The sequence below is a fragment of the Haemophilus paracuniculus genome (assembly GCF_002015115.1).
Lineage (GTDB): Bacteria > Pseudomonadota > Gammaproteobacteria > Enterobacterales > Pasteurellaceae > Haemophilus_E > Haemophilus_E paracuniculus.
The window spans coordinates 121939-140778 of record NZ_MUYA01000007.1; the positions used below are offsets into that span (position 1 = coordinate 121939).

Here is an 18840-nt window from a genome sequence, read left to right on the forward strand (position 1 = left end):
AAATTCCCCTTTTTTCTAAAATTTTCCAACATCTAACCGCTTGCTATCGCACTAATTTGAGTGGATTTACTGCCGTTCCTTTTTGAGTAATACCAAAATAGAGTGCCGCTCGGCTTTGACCGCCCGAGTTGCCGACACTTGCAATCACTTGCCCAGCTTGAACACGGCTACCTTTTCGCACCGATAAGGATTGGTTAAAGCCGTAAAGCGAAATATCGCCGTTGCCGTGATCGATGCCGACCATTTGCCCGTAGCCTTGTAGCCAATCGGCAATAATCACACGTCCTGCGGCAATGGCTCGCACCGGCGAACCTTGCGGGGCTTGGATCACAATCCCATTCCAACCATTACCAAACGGCGTAACCACCTTGCCCGAAACAGGCATCATATATTTGCCCGATTTCGCCAAGCCCGAACCTGCTCGCACCTGCTGTTTTTCCTGCTCGGTGGCTTTGCGGTTCTGCTCTTTGTTGGTTTTTTCTTCCAGTTTGGCTATCGCCTCTTTTTCTTGGCGTTCTGCCTCTTGTTTCGCTTTCGCAAGTTGATCACGCAACGCTTTTTCGTTACTGCGTAACGCATCTAGCCGATTTTCATCTTGGGCGAGATCTTTATCAATCGAACGTAACGTACTTTCACGCTCGTTTTGCACCTTTTTCAACTCTTTTTCTTGCTTTTTCTGATCAGAAAGTTGCACCTGCTGACCTTTTTGTTGCCCGCGTAATTCATCACGGCGAGCTTTTAATTCTGCTTGGGTTTTGCGTAATTCGTGAATCGCATCAATTCGCACCTGATTCATATTTTTGTAATAGGTACTCATTCGATCTGCTTCTTTGGCATCCGCCGACAGCAATCGCTCTAAAATAGAGGGGTGAATCCCCGAACGGTATGCCGAATCAAGCTGTGCTTTTAACCGCTCTTTCTGCTCTGCCTCTTGTTTTTCTAGCTTTTGAATTTCTTGCTCGGTGTTTTTAATCGTTTTACGAATTTCCGAGAGGCTCATTTCCGTGCGTTGCAATTTATCCAGCACTCGCCCCATTTCAATTTCTTGATTTTTTAAGGTCGATTGCAACGAATCACGCTTTTTGCGTTGTTCGGCAATTTTGCTCTCTTGCTGTTTAATTTTTTGCTGGGCTTGGGAAAGATTGGTATTCGCCACCGCAGGCACGGCAACCACCGCCCCGAGCGAAATAAGCAAAATAGATAAACGATGAAATTGCACGGTAAATCCTCTACTCAAATCCGAAAACGAAAGAAAAATCTGACTATTCTAATCAAAATGGCTCTAAATAACTATATTAGGATTTATTTCCACCCAAAATGTTCCATTTATCCCGAATAAAGTTGACGTTTTTTGATCGAACGCAGAAAGTTTTGTTAAATTTTACGCTAAACTATTAACAATTTGTATGTTTTGAGGATAGAAAAATGGCAACGCTCTTTGTTGCAGGCACGGACACCAACGTAGGAAAAACTATCGTTACCCGTGCGATTTTACAAGTGCTAAATCAATATGAAATTCCCGTGGTGGGCTACAAACCGATTGCCTGCGGGGGCGATGATTCATTACCGACCGAACCAAACGCCGATGATTATGCCTGCGAAGATAATACGGACGTGCTGACTATTCAAGCCAGTTGTGCCACGCCCGTGCATTATCGAGAAATCAACAGTTATTCGTTCATTCATTCCAGCACCCCAGTGTTTGCAGCGTTGGACGCAGTACGGAATATCCACGTTGAAAAATTAAATGCAGATTTAGACCGCTTGCAGAAGAAATTCCCCCACGTTGTGGTGGAAGGCACTTACGGCTGGCTGACCCCGATCAATAAAAATCTTAGCTTTGCCGATTGGGTACAAAGCCACCAAATGCCCGTGATTTTAGTGGTCGGCATCAAAGAGGGTTGCGTCAATCACGCCCTACTCACCGCCGAAAAAATGAAACAACAAGGGGTAAAAGTGGTTGGCTGGGTCGCTAATCGGGTAAACCCTGGGCTACGCCATTATGCAGAACTGATCGAATTGTTAAGCCAAAAAATTGATGCACCGCTTTTAGGGCAAATTCCCTACATCGGCAGCCCTGAAAAGAAAGATTTGGCACAATTTATTCAAAATCCTGAACCTTTATTTCACTATTTCCGCAAGTAAATAATTTGACGAATAGCGTGAAACGATCTAGCATTCACGCTATTCTTTTTTCACTCAACGAGGGCTATCAAATGGCTGAAACCACCAAAAAACAATCGTTCCAAGATATGTTGGATTATGTGCATCTTTATCGCTTAAAAAATAAATTGCACCGTGAAACGGCGGATAACGACCGTAAAATCCGTGATAACCAAAAACGCGTTCTTTTGTTAGAAAATTTGGATCAATACATCACGAACGAAATGTCGATTGCTGACGTGCGTGCGATTATCCAAAATATGCGTGATGACTACGAAAGCCGTGTCGATGACTATATGATCCGCAACGCCGAACTTTCCAAAGAACGCCGAGCAATCCGCCATAAAATGGCAGAACACAAGCACGGTAAAACGGATAAGTAGTCAAAATTTTGAGAAATCTTACCCCTTACAGTTATGCTTTTTGAGCAACATTCTCTACCACATTCCCATTCAACACCGCTGGGTGCAGATGGACATCAAGCTGTTTGAACGCAAAACGGATATTATGCTCTTGGAACAGTTGGTTAATGCGGTAGTGTAGGAAATTGGTGGTTTCGGTGCGGTCGCCGAGTTCGCCGACAAAAACGATCAATTCGTGTTCCAACGCATTTTCGCTGAAATTAAGAATGTTTACTTCTGGTTTTGGATCGGCGATCACTTTTGGCGATTCACTAACTGCTTGGAATAACAGCTCACGCACTAAATCCAAATCCGCCCCGTAATTGACTTTGAGGAAAATTTGCAGGCGGGTGATCGTATTATTGAGCGTCCAGTTGATAAAGCGATCCGTAACAAAGGCTTGGTTTGGTAGTACCACTTCCATATTGTCGGAATTGATTAAGGTGGTGGAACGCAGGCGGATCTTAGTGATAAAGCCCGTATGCTGCCCTACGGTAACTTTATCGCCGACACGGATCGGGCGTTCAAACAGTAGGATCGAGCCAGAAACAAAGCTGCCGAAAATCTCACGCACCCCGAAACCGAGACCGACTGAAAGGGCGGTGAAGACCCATTGGATCTTGCCCCACGAGATTCCTAACGCCCCGAATGCGGATACGCTACCGATCACGATGATGATGTAACTCAACACGGCACTGACGGTGTGTGGCGTACCTTTGGCGAGCTTAATCCGAGAAAAGAGGGTAATTTCTAAAATACCCGCGATATTTTTCACGAGGGCGTAAGTTACTACGCAATACACCACCGCTCGTAGCAAGTTGAGCAAGGTAACAGTTTCGACCTGCGTGCCGTCCACGCTTTCCCATAAAATCACGCCGTCTAAATAGTAGGCAACGCTCAATAGATCCGACCAGATCATATAGAGCAACGTCCCTAAAATAACCCAGCCGATTAAGTTCGTCATTCGGTAAATTTGCTGATTGACTACCGAGAGTTTAATCACATCATCGGTTTTCTCTTTCGGCTCTTCTTTACCCGTTTCATTCAGTTGGGCTCGCAACGCTTCACGCTTTTCTTGCAAACGGCGATATGCCATTCGGCGGGCGGAAATTGCCACCGAGCGGTAAGCAAAATAGCGACCAAACACCCAAACTAACGCGACAAAATAGGTGTTGAGCAGGTGGCTAATTAAATAAACCGCCGTGTAGTAATAGCCCATTACAATCAGTACGATCAAGGTAAGCGGTGCGATAATTAAAACTAATTGCAACAGCTTAAATAGGCTGATACTACGGATTGTGCCGTCCTCGTTGCGGGTGTTGGCGTATTCTTGAATCCCTCTGCTGAGTAGCGGTCGCACCACAAATAAACACAACGCAAGGGCTACAATTGTCATTACCTGCCCGATCACATCATTGGCAAAACCGATAATTTCCACCTGAGACGGAACATAAGAAACCACCAACAATGCCACGATCCAGATCGACAAGCGGATAATTCGTTCAAAAATCGCATTACTCGCCTGTGGCATTCCAAAGTGGCGGAACGCAATGCCGTTCGGACGTAACAGCGAAAGCACGGTGGCGAAGAAAAGCCAAATTAACGACAACTGCAAGCCCCAACGCCAGCCTAACAGGGGATCATCAAAGAAAAAATAGACCACGACACTATACGACACCGTAAACAATAAGGTGCTTTGTAGTGCAAGGATTAGCGTCCAGAACATTGCCTCTGGGGTCAGCCAATGGCTATCTCGTTTGAGGGTGTTTACATCGTTGGCGATTGCCGATAAACGGCGTTTAATTTGCGGTTTTTTCCACACAATTAACGCATATAAAATCAGCAATAATGAAATAAATGCCAAAGTTGGGGCAAGGTTGGCATTTAAATTTTCAAATCCAATATAAGCCGATAATTCACTTAATTCAGAAATCGCCAATTTTGGAAAGGATTTTAACCACGCAAAATCAATCGGATTATTACTTTTTACCCAGAAACTTTGCTGTTGTAATTTCTGTTGTAATGAATCACTAATGGCGGTAACTTGTTTTTGATTACTTTCAATTTGATTAGAAATGGTTAATTCATTGTTTAGGGTTTTAATAATATCTTCTAAAATCGTTTTGCGTTCCGTCAATAAATTACGGAACGCCATTTCTTCCTCTTCTAAGAAAGGCTCTTCTTGGGTTTCATTTACCTTTTTAATATATTCATCAATATTATAAAGTTCATCGTGCTGTTGGGTATATTCAAAAATCGCCACCCGCAAATTGGCAATGGATGCCGATAAATTTTTAACGATATTACCCGTTGGTAATGATTGTTTCTGTTTATTGATAATTTGAGACAAGGCAAGCGTCCCTTGTAAAACGCTAATTTGTTCCTCAATGTTGCGTTGGGTTTGGGTTAAACTTTCGAGAACATTTTTAATTCGCAAATTATCTTGGGATAAACTATTTAAGCGTTGGGTTTGCTGTAAGAGATATTTCCCCAATTCGATATTGGTGTCTAATTCCTCTTTGATATAGTAATTTAAAATCGAACTATTCTCTTTTTGGCTTTCGATTTGCAAGGCTTTTTGCTGAGAATCTTTTAACCGTTTTTCATTCAGCACATCTTGCATCACCGTTAATTGCTTTTGCAATAATTGGGATTGTAAATTCGCCTCATTACGTTTGATTTCATCAAATTTAATAATGTTATCGCTGTATTGAATCAATAATGCATTATATTTTTCATCGGTTTGAATATAATCAATTTCAGCGGTTAATTTATCTTTTAATGATTGGCTCATTTGAATACTATTGCGTAGCCGATTGATTTCATCAAGGCGTTTTACATTTTCCGCAATCGCATTTTGACTGGTGGTAACTAAATTACGATCTAAATCCAAGGTGGAATTTAAATCGTTAATCGTAGCTTGAATCACCTGCAATTTCTGCTGGGTGCTTGTGTGGCGAGTTTCTAATTCTGCAATGGAAAGGGGCTGATAAGCATTCGCTGACACAGAGTTAATCGCTAATTTTAATTCTTGAATACTTTCAGCGATTTTATTATTTTCCGCAGGAAGATTTTTAATGCGTTCTTCTAATTGAACAATTTGAGCCTCTCTATTACGTTTTTGCTCAATAAAATATAATGCACTGCCCAAATTTTGCGTTTGAGCATTGGTATTTTGCGAGCCATTTACCCCCGATTTAATCGCATTGATTTGCGATTTAATATCTTCTTCGTTAATTTGACTATCATTCGCCATTACAGACGAAGAAATAATGGCTAAAAATAATGCTAACCAAATTTTTCTAAACATCATTTTTAAATTCCTTCACATATTCTTTTAATTGTTTACGAGAGACTTTAATCCCGCCCTGCTGCCATTTTTCGCTATCAAAGGGGAAATAAGAGATCGGCTGTTTAAATTTTTCCAGTCGCTGTTGAGCGAAAATTTTTAATAATCCGACCGCTTGTTCGTTAAATTCTGTTTCAAATTCCACCAAGGCAACGGGGCGTTCGCCAAATTCGATATCGTCAATCGGCACAACAAACACATTTTTCAGCAAATTCGACTGAAACAGCACCTTTTCAATCTGTTCGGGCTGAATGTTTTCCCCCCCCGAAATAAACATATTGTCCAGCCGCCCTTTTACTTGCAACTTGCCGTCTGACGTCCACTCGCCACCGTCTTTGGTGGCAAACCAGCCTTGTTCGTTTACAAGGGGTAGGATTTTTGGATTTTTCCAGTAGCCCAGCCCCAAACCAGCCCCTCTCACCCAAATTTCGCCCTGTTCGATCCGCACGTCCCGCCCTTTTAATGGCTTTCCGACCGTTTGTAAACCTTGCGGTTCCGCACAAATGGTTGATGCCATTTCCGTCATTCCATAGCCAGAAAACGTTACAACGTTTTGCTTTTTTGCTTGCTCAACCAAATTTTGCGGAATACTCGCCCCACCTAACAAAATTTTTTGTGAATGAGAATGGTGGGAAACGGTCTGCAAATAGCGTTGTAGTTGGGTTGGCACAAGTGAAGCGTGGGAAACCTGTTCAAGGGTGGGGTAAAAATCCGCTTTCTGCTCACAAATCACCAGGGTCGCCCCCTGCAACAACCAACGCCACACAATGCCCTGCCCCGAAACGTGGAACAGCGGCAAGCTCAACAGCCAACTATCTGCGTTGCCAAACGCCATTAACTCGCACACGCCCTCGGCATTATCGAGATGATTTTGAATGCTATGCACTACGGCTTTCGGCGATCCCGAAGATCCCGATGTGAGGGTAAATGTGGCGGGTTGTTCGGGGCAAAATTCCCCTAAACAAGCGGGTGGATTTTGTGAAATTTCAATAAAATCTTGATCGGTCAGACAAATTTCTACCCCATTTTCCGCCAAAATCTGTTGTTGCTGAAACTCGGTTAATTGAGGGTTGAGCATTAAAATTCGCCCGCCCAACGCTAGCACTGCACAATAGCAGAGCAAGTCCGTTAAACGGTGCGAGCCGCAATAGGCGACCAACGTATTCGGTTGAATTTTTCTTGCTTGTAACAGGGAAATGAGTTGGCGGATTTGCTGCTCCAATTCTGCCCAAGTGATTGTAATTTCAGAGGAATTTCCCCCTTTCCACCGAATAGCTACCTGTTGAGCAGACTGCTCTGCCCAGTAAGCGGTTGGAAAGCAAGGAAATTTAACCATTGGAATTATTGAAAGAGTTTTTGGGTTTTCTCGATAAGGGATTGAGGCACGTTCATCGCTTCCATTACCCCAATCAAAATCAGCCCTTTGCGAGCGGTATTATTATTGGTAATCACCCAATAAGAAGAATCAGGAATTTGCTTCGCTTTCACGCCGCTGCCCGTTGCCAGAATGGTTTGCTCGTTGTGAGCGAAATAACGGCGTTCGCTGCCTTGCACGCTTTCGGTGGCTCGGGCAAATCCCTCGGGATCTGCTTGATGAAGCACCCCTAACACCTGCAAAAATCGCACCACCATTTTGGTTTGTCCTTTAAATTCATTCGATTTAAACAAGGCTTCTAACTGCTGTGCAATTTCAGCACTATAATCTTTTTTCCCTTGTTTTTTCGGCGTGGCGAGTTCTTTCAAGCCCTCAATCGTGCCTTGTTGCACTAGCACGAACGGCTGCGGCGAAGACGGCAAACGCAATAAACGGCGAAGAATATCGGACGCACTTTCGCCGATAAATTGGGTGCGACTGGCAATATATTGATACAGTTCATCATCAACTTCGATCTGTTTCACTCGTGATCCCCTTGTTTGACGAATTAAAATTGATCCAAAAAAATTCTGCGTATTATAATACAGTTTTTGGATCTTTTAATAGGATCTCACCTGTTTAACCGTACAATTTTTCATACAATGCAAAAAAATTTATTACATTATCAATATCAACCTGCCGCCTTAAATCCCAAGGCAAAAACAATGGTTTTCCTGCACGGATTATTTGGGGATCTCAACAATCTCGGCGTGATCGCTCGTGGATTTTCCGATGATTACAACATCTTGCGGGTGGATCTTCGTAACCACGGACAGTCGTTCCATTCCGATGAAATGAACTACCCTGCAATGGCGGAAGATCTGCGAGATCTGTTCCAACATCTCAACCTAGATCCTGCGATTGTGGTCGGACATTCAATGGGGGGCAAAACCGCAATGATGTTGGCTCAACTCTCCCCTGAATGGATTGAAAAGCTGATCGTGATCGACATCGCCCCCGTTAAAAACCCCACCCACCGCCATAATCATATTTTTGCGGGATTATTTGCGGTGCAACAAGCCCAGCCCACCACTCGCCAACAGGCAAAAAATGTGATTGCCGAGCATATCCCCGTTGAGGGCGAACAGCAATTTATGCTGAAATCCTTTGATGCGGAACAAGCGGGGCGTTTCCGTTTTAATTTGGCAAGCCTACACCAAAACTATCTCAACATAATGGATTGGCAACCCGTTTATTTCGACCGCCCTACTCTCTTTATTAAAGGGGGATTGTCCGATTATATTCAGGCAGAAGATAGCGAAGCGATCCTCGCTCAATTTCCACAGGCGAAATTTTTTGTGGTAGCAAACGCCGATCATTGGGTACACGCCGAAAAGCCTGAGGCGGTTATTCGAGCAATTCAACGTTTTTTATAGTGTTCAATTTTGTTTACTTTCTATAAAAAAGTTTACACTGACTATTTCTCTGTTAGAATATCGTCCTTTTTATAACAACTCTCTTTGAGGTTTTACTATGCAAAACAAAACATTTGGTAGTGCCTTAATCGTTGCAGGAACAACGATCGGGGCGGGAATGTTAACAATGCCATTCGCATCCGCACAAATGGGTTTTGGCTATACATTAGTGCTGTTATTTGCACTTTGGGTTTTACTTTCATATAGTGCGTTACTGTTTGTTGAGGTCTATCAAAAAGCGGAACGCCAAGATGCAGGAATCGCTACCCTTGCTGAACAACACTTTGGAATGATAGGGCGTGTAGTATCCACGCTTACCCTCATTATTTTTATGTATGCTATTTTAACCTTTTATGCTGGTTGGGGTAGCGATACTCTTCCAATTCAATTTTTGTCTAACAACAAAGATATCTCAATTATTTTATTTGTAATTATTTTTGGAGGAGCTGTTTCAATTAGTACAACAACTGTTGATGGTTTTACTCGCGTACTATTTATATTGAAATTAATCACGTTTGTTTTCGTACTCTTTATGATGTTGCCGAAAGTGACAATAGAAAACCTCAGGGCAATGCCGTTGCAATACTTACTGATCATCTCAGCCAGTAACGTTTTCTTTACATCGTTCGGCTTCCACGTGGTGATCCCAAGTATTAACAGCTACCTTGACGGCGATGTAAAACGCTTACGCATTGCGATTATTGGCGGTACTGCCATTCCACTCGTTGCCTACATTTTATGGCAAATGGCAACCCACGGCGTATTCAACCAAATGCAATTCGTGGAAATTATCCGCCAAGATCCAACCCTCAACGGTTTAGTAGCAGCGACCTATCAAGCCACAGGAAGTAAATGGCTAAGTAACGCAATGTTTCTTTTCTCTGCACTTGCACTAATTACCTCATTCTTAGGGGTTTCTCTTGCATTGATAGATTGCTTAGATGATCTATTCAAACGTGTAAATATTGCGGCTAATCGAATCAGTATTAGCTTACTTACTTTTGTTCCAGTATTAGCACTTACATTATTTTATCGTAATGAATTTTTATCGGTGCTTGCCTTTGCAGGTCAAATGTTCACTTTCTACGGCTTAGTGCTACCCGTGGCAATGGCGTGGCGTTTAAGACAAAAACACCCAGACCTGCCATACCGCGTAATGGGCGGCAACCTCGGCTTGCTCGTGGCATTGGTGCTAGGCTTAATCATTATGTTCGTCCCGAACTTAATTGAAGCAGGTTTATTACCAAAAGTAGTGGGATAATCCACAATTTCCTTACAAGCGGTGGGATTAGCGAAAATTTCGCTAGTCCCATTTTTTATTCCATAAATAAAGATAGATATAAAAGAACAATACGATTTTCTAAAAATTCCTCTAAAGCCCCGAATACCCACACTTTTTTTGTAAATTTTATTGCAAACCCACTGCAAAAGACATAGCATATTGAGAATAAATCGTATTTGTAATTAAGTAAGGAGATTCTATGCGTGTTAAAGCACTTTCCCTCGCTCTTTCTACTCTGTTCGTTAGCGTCAATAGCTATGCGGTGGATTTGTCGAAAGAAACCAACGAATATCGTCAATATGTAATCGGGCAGATTGACCAACTCGTTACGGAAACGGAAAAATTTGCGGGTTATTTGAAAGCGGGCGAGGTGGAAAAAGCCAAATATGCTTACCCGCGTGTGCGTATGTATTACGAGCGTTCCGAGCCGATTGCGGAGAGCTTTGGCGATCTTGATCCCCGTCTTGATGCTCGTTTAGCGGATTTAACCGAAGAAGGCAAAACCGAGCAGGATTGGACAGGTTTCCACAAAATCGAAAAAATCCTGTGGGAACAAAATTCCACCAAAGGGACGGAAGCCGTTGCCGATCAATTATTGAAAGACATTAAAGAGTTGCGTGCCAAAATTCCAACCGCGGAAGTAACGCCTGAATTGATGATTACGGGATCGGTGGATTTGCTCAATGAGGTTTCCACCTCAAAAGTAACGGGCGAGGAAGAAATTTTCTCAAAAACCGATCTTTTCGATTTCAAATCGAACCTTGAAGGGGCGGAAAAAATCTATCATATTTTCAAACCGCAATTAGAAAAGAAAGATCCGAAACTCGCCAAAACCATTGGCAATCGCTTTGAGGCGGTCAATAAATTGTTGGAAAAACATAATCAAGCCAAAGACGGTGGCTACGATTATGTTGGTTACGACAAATTGAGCAAAGAGGATATTAAAGCCCTCGCCGAAGCGGTAAACAAGCTGGGCGAACCGCTTGCTCAAATGGGTATCTTATTAGGAAAATAAACGATGAACGACACCAACCATTTTGGTCGGCGTGATTTTCTGAAACAAATGACCCTCGCAGGGGCAGGCTTGATGACTGCCTCTGCGGTGGCTCAGCCAAATTGCACACCGACAACACCACAATCCTCTGCCCACGCCTTTTACGGACAACATCAAGCAGGCATCAGTACCCCTGTTCAAAAGCATATTTATTTCCTCGTGGCGGATTTAGCCACCACCGATCTTGCCGAGATTAAAGCAATGTTCCAAACGTGGACGGCATACAGCAAGCGGTTAGTTGCAGGGAAAAAAGTGCAAGAATACGGCTCGAACAGCTATATTCCCCCCGAAGATACGGGCGAGGCGGACGATTTAAATCCTTACAATCTCACTCTGACCTTTGGGGTTAGCCCGACCTTTTTCGATAAGCTCAACATTACCCACGCCAAACCTGCGGCGTTGGTTGATCTTCCCCATTTCCCTCGCGATCAACTGCAAGCCAACTACACGGGCGGCGACATCTGCATTCAAGCCTGTGCCGATGATCCACAAGTGGCGTTCCACGCCGTACGCAACCTTGTGCGAGCCGCACGGGGCGAAATTACGATGAAATGGTCGCAGGCGGGCTTTAATTCCTTTGAAAATGGCAACACCCCTCGCAATTTGTTTGGTTTCAAAGACGGCACGGGCAATCCGCAGACGGAAGATGATCTCAACAAAACCGTTTGGACGCAAAGCAACGACTGGCTAAATAATGGCTCTTATCTGGTGGTTCGCCGTATCCGCACCTTTTTGGAAACTTGGGATCGCACCAACCTCACGGGGCAAGAAGAAACCTTTGGGCGTTACCGCCAATCGGGTGCACCATTCGGCAGTCAAAAAGAGTTTGATGCGATTGACATCAACAAAAAAGACGAAAACGGCAAACCGATTTTCCCCGATATTTCCCACGTTACCCTTGCGAAAAAAGCAGGTTTTTCAATGCTCAGACGCTCTTTCTCTTACGCCTCAGGCATTGACGAAAAAGGGCAATTTGATGCGGGCTTGTTATTCATCTCATTCCAAGAAAATCCCGAACGCTTTATCAAAGTGCAAAACACAATGGGCAATCTGGATAAACTCAACGAATACATCACCCACATCGGCAGCGGACTTTTCGCCTGTTTTGCAGGGGTAAAAGATGAAAACGACTACCTCGGTAAGGTGTTGTTTGAAGCCTTGAAAATCTAACGGCAAGGGGTGAGATTTGATAAAATTTTCGTCAAATCTTACCCCTTGCAAACGTAATTCATTAGAAAAATTAAGGCAAACCCCGTCAAAGTGTGTAAAAAAACGGCATTTAAACCAAATTTAACTAATTTATGTGATAAATTTTTTTAATCCCTCTTTCCAAATGAAAAATGGCTTGTTAGACTTCCCCTCGTTTTAAACAACACAACATTTCAAACTTAAAATTTAATTCATTAGGAGTGCAAAATGAGCGACTTAAACGCCCTTTTCCAAAAAATCAAACAACGTGATCCTAACCAAGCACCGTTCCACCAAGCGGTGGAAGAAGTGTTCGGTAGCCTTGCTCCGTTCCTTGCTAAAAATCCGCAATACACCAAATATGGTTTGTTAGAGCGTATTGTTGAACCTGAGCGTGTGATTTCTTTCCGCATTACTTGGGTGGACGATCAAGGTCAAGTGCAAGTAAACCGTGGCTACCGTGTGCAAATGAACTCGGCGATTGGCCCGTACAAAGGCGGTTTGCGTTTCCACCCAACCGTGGATTTAGGCGTGTTGAAATTCTTGGCGTTTGAGCAAGTGTTCAAAAATGCCCTCACTACCCTACCTATGGGCGGCGGTAAAGGCGGTTCGGACTTCGATCCAAAAGGCAAATCCGATGCGGAAGTAATGCGTTTCTGCCAAGCCTTTATGAGCGAATTATTCCGCCACATCGGGGCAGATACGGACGTACCAGCAGGCGACATCGGCGTGGGCGGTCGTGAAATCGGCTTCTTATATGGTCAATACAAAAAATTACGCAATGAATTTACCTCAGTCTTAACGGGTAAAAGCCTCACTTGGGGCGGTAGTTTAATCCGTCCAGAAGCAACAGGTTACGGCACGGTTTACTTCGCTGAAAGTATGCTCAACACCCGTGGCGAGAGCTTTGAGGGCAAACGTGTAGTGATTTCAGGTTCGGGCAACGTGGCACAATATGCGGCAGAAAAAGCGATCCAAAAAGGGGCGAAAGTGCTTACCGTGTCTGACTCAAACGGCTATGTGTTATTCCCAGCAAGCGGTATGACCGAACAACAACTTGCCGACTTACTCGTGTTGAAAAATGAACGCCGTGAACGTTTATCGGTGTATGCGAAAGAGCAAGGCATTCAATACTTTGAGGGGCAAAAACCGTGGGGCGTGGCGTGTGAAATCGCACTACCTTGTGCAACGCAAAACGAATTAGACACCGAAGATGCGAAAACCCTACTCAAAAACGGCTGTTACTGCGTAGCTGAGGGGGCGAATATGCCATCAACCTTAGGGGCAGTGGAAGTCTTTATCAGTGCCAAAATCCTTTACGCACCAGGTAAAGCGTCAAACGCAGGTGGCGTAGCAACTTCGGGCTTAGAAATGAGCCAAAATGCGATCCGTCTCTCTTGGACGCGTGAAGAAGTGGATCAGCGTTTATTCGACATTATGGCGAATATCCACCAAAACTGCGTAGAGAACGGCTCAGAAAACGGCTTCGTGAACTATGTGAACGGTGCGAACATTGCAGGCTTCAAAAAAGTGGCGACCGCAATGTTAGAGCAAGGGGTGGTTTAATTCCTCCCCCCTCCCTCCCCCTCCCCCGCAAGCGGGGGCGGGAATTTAGTTACCGAATGAGCGATCATTCGGTTTTTTTATGGCAAAAATTTTCCAAGATCTGACCGCTTGTTTTTGTTAAAATCCCGCCAATTTTAATTTTTGTGAACTGGCTCACATTTTTGTTAAGGTTTATTCGTTATGATTAAACCATTCTTAAATTATTGCAGAGGGACGAATGATGAAATTTGCATTACGCTCATTGGTGTTAGGGTTAGGCTTTGTGGCAGTGGCACAGGCGAATCCGTTGGTCGGGGTCAGTTTTTACAACTATGATGATAATTTTATTCAGCTAATGCGTGAAAAATTTGAGCAAAAAATCGCACAAAAACCGCATTTAACCGTGCTATTAAATGATGCTCAAAATTCCCAAACGGTGCAAAACGATCAAGTCCAAACCCTACTCAACAAAAAAGCCAAAGTGATTGCGGTCAATTTGGTTGATCCTGCGGCAAGCGTTACCGTGATCGGTAAAGCGAAAAATCAGCTCAACACCCCCGTGATTTTCTTCAATAAAGACCCTGGCGAAAAAGCGATCAATAGCTACAATAACGCCTACTATGTGGGAACAGATCCACAGCAATCGGGCAAAATTCAAGCCGACTTAATCGAAAAACATTGGAAAGCGAACCCAACCCTCGATTTAAACCACGATGATGTGATTCAATATGCCCTGCTCAAAGGGGAATCAGGACACCCCGATGCGGAAATCCGCACCCGTGCTGTAATTGAGGCGTTAGAGGCGAAAGGCTTTAAAACGGAAGCGGTGGAATTTGATTCGGCAAAATGGAATAAACAGATTGCCAAACAGAAAGTTACCGAATGGTTGGCGGGGGATAACCGCGACAAAATCGAAATTATCATCGCCAATAACGATGCAATGGCATTAGGGGCATTGGAAGCCACCCGCACCCAACGCAAACATTTGCCGATCTACGGTGTGGACGCAATGCCCGATGCGTTGAAATTGGTCAAAGCAGGCGAACTAGCTGGCACGGTGCTAAACGATACCGACCGTCAAGTGGCTGAAATTTTGAGCTTAACCGAAAAATTGGCAACGGGTCAAACGGTTGAAAATCGCGTAATCCGTGTGCCTTATGTGGCGGTGGATAGCCAAAATATCTCGCAATTTATCAAATAAAACGCACACAAAAAGAAAGGGGCAAAACGCCCCTTTTTTATTTGAGTAATTCTGCAAAATTCCAACCAAATCGCTCGCCTAAATCCAACCATTGCTGATCAAGGGGTGCGTTAATTGAAATTTTTTGAGCGGTTCGAGGGTGAACAAAGCCCATTTGGTAGGAATGTAACATCAGCCGATCACAGCCCGTTTGTGCCGTTAAAGCTCGATTTTGGTGCAGATCGCCGTAGTTAGTATCGCCCAAAATCGGGTGAAACAGATGCTTCAAATGCCGTCTTAGCTGATGTTTCCGCCCCGTTTGCGGAAAAAGTGCCACCAGCGAATAGCGAGCCGTTGGAAATTTCCCTGCGGGATAAGGCATTTCCACTGTTGCGAGGGAATGATAATCGGTAATCGCCTGTTGCGGCTCTTTCGCTTGGGAAAATTTATCGGCAATTTTATCCAACTGCACTTTGAGGGGATAATCTACCCTGCCCTCGCCCAATAAATAGCCCCGCACCACCGCCAAATAGCCTTTTTGCACCTGATGTTGCTCAAACTGCTCGCTCATTATCCGAGCCATTTCGCTGTTTAAGGCAAACAGCAACACGCCAGAGGTGGGACGATCCAAACGATGAATCGGAAAAACATGCTGCCCGATTTGATCCCGCAAAGTCTGCATTGCAAACACCGTTTCGTGCTTGTCCAACCAACTGCGATGCACCAACATTCCCGCAGGTTTGTTGATCGCGATTAGCTCATCATCTCGATATAAAATCTCTAATTCCATTAGGCGGTTTTCAATTTTTGTTCTAATGCTAACAGTGGCTGACACAAGGCGGAAAGATAAGGCTCGTTCTTCAACGCCTCTTCCAAATAGGGGGTAATCGCAAAATTAGTCGGTAAATCAGCATTGGCGTCAAGCAAAGCATTCATTCGGGGAATGAAAATCCATTGTAACCATTGGGTTGGGCTGAGTGTGCCTACGCAAAATGGCTGATCGTTCGCCAAATCTTCCGCGGAGGGCGGCGTGGCTTCCCAAAGTTGGTGGATTCGCAGGGCTAATTGTAAATCGGTCAAATGTTGTCGAATTTCTCTTTTCATTTTTATAGACAATTTCTCGTTGAACGGTAATAATGCGGAAAACGCAAATTTTACCACTATCTTTCAACAACAATCTATTTCTATGCAAAACAATCAACCAACCATTCTGCAAAAAATCGTGCAAGACAAAGCCCGTTGGGTGGAAAATCAGCAAGCTAAACAACCCCTCGCCAGCTTTCAAGCTCAAATTCAGCCGAGTGATCGGGATTTTTACCACGCATTCGCAAAAAGTTCGCACAATCTACCCGCTTACATTTTGGAATGTAAAAAAGCCTCGCCCTCAAAGGGTTTGATCCGTGCCGATTTTGATTTAGATGCCATCGCCCAAGTCTATAAAAATTACGCCACCGCAATTTCCGTTTTGACTGATGAACAGTATTTCCAAGGGGATTTCCGCTATATCAAGCAGGTGCGAGATCAAGTGCCACAGCCGATTTTGTGCAAGGATTTTATGATTTCCCCTTATCAAGTTTACCTCGCCCGTTATCATCACGCAGACGCAATTTTGTTGATGTTGTCGGTGGTGGACGATCAAACCTACCGTGAACTGAGCGATCTCGCCCACCAGCTCGGAATGGGGGTGCTGACCGAAACCAGCAACGAGCAAGAATTTGAACGTGCCTTGGCGTTGGGGGCAAAAATTATCGGGGTGAACAACCGTGATTTGCATACTTTGACGATTGATATGAATCGGATTGTCGATTTGGTGCAGAAATATGCGGATAAAATCCCACCAGAGGTGCGTTTGGTGAGCGAATCGGGCATTTACGATCATCAGCAGGTCAAGCAAATCAAGCCTTACGCCCACGCGTTTTTGATCGGCAGCAGCCTAATGGGTAGCAAAGATCTGAATAATGCGGTGCGAGCGGTGATCTTCGGCGAAAATAAAGTGTGTGGCTTAACCCGCCCGCAAGATGTGCAAGCGGTTTATCAAAACGGGGCGTTATACGGCGGGCTGATTTTTGCGGAAAATTCCCCCCGCCAGCTTTCCCTGCGTCAATCCCAAGAATTGGTGGTGCAAGCCCCGTTGCGTTATGTGGGCGTGTTCCAAAATCAAGCGGTCGGATTTGTCGAAAAAATTGCTAAACAGCTTGAACTCTATGCAGTGCAACTGCATGGCAATGAGGACGAACACTATATCGCCGAATTAAGCGAAAAATTGGGCGATAAAATTCAAATTTGGCAGGCGATTTCTTTTGATAGCCAAGATCAAAAAAATGCCACAATCACACCGCTTGCGTGGCAGGATAATCCCCGCGTGGCTCGCTACATTTTAGATAGCAAAACTGCCCAGCAACAAGGCGGCACGGGCAAAGCCTTTGATTGGTCGCAAATTCCTGCGGAAATCAAAGCCAAAGCTCTGCTCGCAGGGGGGATCAACCTTGACAATATCGACCAAGCCCTACAACAGCAATGCTTGGGTGTGGATCTCAATTCAGGGGTGGAAAGCGGGAAAGGAATCAAAGATCATCAAAAATTATCACAAATTTTTTACAAAATTCAGCAAAATTAGCTCTTTTTTGTATCGTTTGTGGCGAGATTCTGATAACCTTAGCCACTTTGCAAATCCCCAAACGAAAAATAGGATTTAAAATGAACTGGAAAGCATATAAAAATTGGGCGTTATTAACCGCCACGGTTCTCGCGTTAGCAAGCTGTTCGTCAGCCCCGAAAAAAACCAGCAAAAGCGGTTATAACCAAACTGAAATGGCGAAATTGGGGGCGGTTTATCAAGGTCGCCAATTTATGCCTGAATATATGAATTTTGCCCGTGTGCCAAAAGTGGGCGTAAATAAAGAGATCGTCAATCAACGTGATTTCGTGTCGCAACTTAACTATGTGCGAGCCTACTCGGCAGGCATCACAGGTCGTTACGCAGGCGTTTACAGCAAGGTGCAACGCTGGGTGCAAGCGGGTGGAAAAATCAGTGATTTAGCAAAATATGGGATTAACGCCAACATTATGCGTGGCAAAGACGGCTTCCAAAACGTGAATATGACAGGCTACTACGCCCCCGTGTTAAAAGCTCGCTACACGCAACAAGGCGAATTTCAACACCCACTTTACGCAATGCCAACCAACAAACGCTTCACCCGCGCCCAAATTTACGCAGGGGCATTAGAGGGCAAAGGCTTAGAACTCGCCTACACCAACTCAATGGTGGATAACTTCTTCCTCGGCGTGCAAGGCAGCGGCTTTATTGATTTCGGCAATGGACGTTTACAACACGTTGCCTACGCAGGGCAAAACGGCTTTAAATATGCAGCAATCGGTCGTTTATTAGTGGAAGACGGCGAAATTCCAAAAGAGAAAATGTCGAGCCAAGCGATCAAAGATTGGGCGAAACGCAACCCAAGCCGTGTGCAATCTTTATTGGAACGCAACCCCTCTTACGTTTTCTTCCGCTTTGACGAAACCCAAGACGTAAAAGGCTCGGCAGGTGTGCCGTTAGTGCCTCTCGCCTCAGTCGCTTCCGACAAAAACCTCGTGCCGTCTGGCAGCGTGCTGTTAGTTGAAATGCCGTTAATCGACAAAAACGGCAACTGGACGGGCAAAAACGAAATGCGACTAATGGTCGCCCTTGATGTAGGCGGTGCAGTAAAAGGACACCACTTCGACATTTACCAAGGCATCGGCGAAAAAGCAGGCCATACCGCAGGCTTACTCAAACACTACGGACGAGTTTGGGTGTTGAACTAATCATTTTCCCCTTATAATTTTTTTATAAAGTAGCCAGTTAAACTG

16 protein-coding genes are annotated in these 18840 nt (G+C 44.4%); 10 read left to right on the forward strand and 6 right to left on the reverse strand.

Annotated elements, in window-relative coordinates:
- Positions 1-43 precede the first annotated feature (43 nt).
- Positions 44-1198 (reverse strand): murein hydrolase activator EnvC, encoded by a 1155-nt coding sequence (envC, locus tag B0187_RS05570; RefSeq protein WP_425432439.1) that lies wholly within the window; start codon positions 1196-1198, stop codon positions 44-46.
- Between the two features lie 227 nt (positions 1199-1425).
- On the opposite strand from envC, the gene bioD reads away from it, so the two are divergent.
- Positions 1426-2145: a dethiobiotin synthase gene (bioD, locus tag B0187_RS05575; protein WP_078236875.1), complete on the forward strand. Its 720-nt coding sequence runs from the start codon at positions 1426-1428 to the stop codon at positions 2143-2145.
- 71 nt (positions 2146-2216) lie between these two features.
- Entirely contained in the window at positions 2217-2546 is a 330-nt protein-coding gene (locus B0187_RS05580) for a DUF496 family protein (RefSeq protein ID WP_078236876.1), read from the forward strand.
- 31 nt (positions 2547-2577) lie between these two features.
- Here B0187_RS05580 and mscK read toward each other — a convergent pair whose 3' ends face one another.
- Genes mscK through seqA form a run of 3 tightly spaced genes read right to left on the reverse strand, consistent with a single transcriptional unit; the run spans position 2578 to position 7812 of the window.
- Entirely contained in the window at positions 2578-5877 is a 3300-nt protein-coding gene (mscK, locus tag B0187_RS05585; protein WP_078236877.1) for a mechanosensitive channel MscK, read from the reverse strand.
- Entirely contained in the window at positions 5867-7249 is a 1383-nt protein-coding gene (gene menE / locus B0187_RS05590; protein WP_078236878.1) for an o-succinylbenzoate--CoA ligase, read from the reverse strand. Before menE ends, mscK begins: the two co-directional genes overlap by 11 nt.
- A 5-nt stretch (positions 7250-7254) precedes the next feature.
- Positions 7255-7812 (reverse strand): replication initiation negative regulator SeqA, encoded by a 558-nt coding sequence (gene seqA / locus B0187_RS05595; protein WP_078236879.1) that lies wholly within the window; start codon positions 7810-7812, stop codon positions 7255-7257.
- 117 nt (positions 7813-7929) lie between these two features.
- Between seqA and B0187_RS05600 the strand changes: the two genes are divergently transcribed.
- From B0187_RS05600 to B0187_RS05625, 6 genes are all read left to right on the forward strand, one after another.
- Entirely contained in the window at positions 7930-8703 is a 774-nt protein-coding gene (locus tag B0187_RS05600) for an alpha/beta fold hydrolase (protein ID WP_078236880.1), read from the forward strand.
- A 97-nt stretch (positions 8704-8800) separates the two neighbouring features.
- Entirely contained in the window at positions 8801-10003 is a 1203-nt protein-coding gene (locus B0187_RS05605) for an aromatic amino acid transporter (protein WP_078236881.1), read from the forward strand.
- 220 nt (positions 10004-10223) lie between these two features.
- Positions 10224-11039, forward strand: a complete 816-nt coding sequence (gene efeO, locus B0187_RS05610) for an iron uptake system protein EfeO (protein ID WP_078236882.1) — start codon at positions 10224-10226, stop codon at positions 11037-11039.
- A 3-nt stretch (positions 11040-11042) separates the two neighbouring features.
- A complete protein-coding gene (gene efeB / locus B0187_RS05615) occupies positions 11043-12248 on the forward strand; it encodes an iron uptake transporter deferrochelatase/peroxidase subunit (RefSeq protein WP_078236883.1) in 1206 nt (401 codons plus the stop codon).
- 246 nt (positions 12249-12494) lie between these two features.
- Positions 12495-13832 carry an NADP-specific glutamate dehydrogenase gene (gdhA, locus tag B0187_RS05620; protein ID WP_078236884.1) on the forward strand — a complete coding sequence of 446 codons (1338 nt, stop codon included), beginning with the start codon at positions 12495-12497 and terminating at the stop codon, positions 13830-13832.
- 217 nt (positions 13833-14049) lie between these two features.
- Positions 14050-15012, forward strand: coding sequence for a substrate-binding domain-containing protein (locus B0187_RS05625; protein WP_078236885.1), 963 nt, complete (start codon positions 14050-14052; stop codon positions 15010-15012).
- 37 nt (positions 15013-15049) lie between these two features.
- Here the strand turns inward: B0187_RS05625 and truC are convergent, their stop codons facing one another.
- Positions 15050-15781, reverse strand: a complete 732-nt coding sequence (truC, locus tag B0187_RS05630; protein WP_078236886.1) for a tRNA pseudouridine(65) synthase TruC — start codon at positions 15779-15781, stop codon at positions 15050-15052.
- Positions 15781-16095 (reverse strand): YqcC family protein, encoded by a 315-nt coding sequence (locus B0187_RS05635; protein ID WP_078236887.1) that lies wholly within the window; start codon positions 16093-16095, stop codon positions 15781-15783. Before B0187_RS05635 ends, truC begins: the two co-directional genes overlap by 1 nt.
- Positions 16096-16177: 82 nt before the next feature.
- Between B0187_RS05635 and trpCF the strand changes: the two genes are divergently transcribed.
- Positions 16178-17608 (forward strand): bifunctional indole-3-glycerol-phosphate synthase TrpC/phosphoribosylanthranilate isomerase TrpF, encoded by a 1431-nt coding sequence (trpCF, locus tag B0187_RS05640; RefSeq protein ID WP_078236888.1) that lies wholly within the window; start codon positions 16178-16180, stop codon positions 17606-17608.
- 80 nt (positions 17609-17688) lie between these two features.
- Entirely contained in the window at positions 17689-18795 is a 1107-nt protein-coding gene (gene mltA, locus B0187_RS05645) for a murein transglycosylase A (RefSeq protein ID WP_078236889.1), read from the forward strand.
- Positions 18796-18840: the final 45 nt, after the last annotated feature.

What these genes read in the sequence shown, in the direction of transcription:
- bioD (WP_078236875.1), top strand. Translation starts at nt 1,426, where the DNA reads ATGGCAACGCTCTTTGTTGCAGGCACGGACACCAACGTAGGAAAAACT.
- B0187_RS05580 (WP_078236876.1), top strand. Translation starts at nt 2,217, where the DNA reads ATGGCTGAAACCACCAAAAAACAATCGTTCCAAGATATGTTGGATTAT.
- mscK (WP_078236877.1), bottom strand. Translation starts at nt 5,877, where the DNA reads ATGATGTTTAGAAAAATTTGGTTAGCATTATTTTTAGCCATTATTTCT.
- menE (WP_078236878.1), bottom strand. Translation starts at nt 7,249, where the DNA reads ATGGTTAAATTTCCTTGCTTTCCAACCGCTTACTGGGCAGAGCAGTCT.
- B0187_RS05600 (WP_078236880.1), top strand. Translation starts at nt 7,930, where the DNA reads ATGCAAAAAAATTTATTACATTATCAATATCAACCTGCCGCCTTAAAT.
- B0187_RS05605 (WP_078236881.1), top strand. Translation starts at nt 8,801, where the DNA reads ATGCAAAACAAAACATTTGGTAGTGCCTTAATCGTTGCAGGAACAACG.
- efeO (WP_078236882.1), top strand. Translation starts at nt 10,224, where the DNA reads ATGCGTGTTAAAGCACTTTCCCTCGCTCTTTCTACTCTGTTCGTTAGC.
- efeB (WP_078236883.1), top strand. Translation starts at nt 11,043, where the DNA reads ATGAACGACACCAACCATTTTGGTCGGCGTGATTTTCTGAAACAAATG.
- gdhA (WP_078236884.1), top strand. Translation starts at nt 12,495, where the DNA reads ATGAGCGACTTAAACGCCCTTTTCCAAAAAATCAAACAACGTGATCCT.
- B0187_RS05625 (WP_078236885.1), top strand. Translation starts at nt 14,050, where the DNA reads ATGATGAAATTTGCATTACGCTCATTGGTGTTAGGGTTAGGCTTTGTG.
- truC (WP_078236886.1), bottom strand. Translation starts at nt 15,781, where the DNA reads ATGGAATTAGAGATTTTATATCGAGATGATGAGCTAATCGCGATCAAC.
- B0187_RS05635 (WP_078236887.1), bottom strand. Translation starts at nt 16,095, where the DNA reads ATGAAAAGAGAAATTCGACAACATTTGACCGATTTACAATTAGCCCTG.
- trpCF (WP_078236888.1), top strand. Translation starts at nt 16,178, where the DNA reads ATGCAAAACAATCAACCAACCATTCTGCAAAAAATCGTGCAAGACAAA.
- mltA (WP_078236889.1), top strand. Translation starts at nt 17,689, where the DNA reads ATGAACTGGAAAGCATATAAAAATTGGGCGTTATTAACCGCCACGGTT.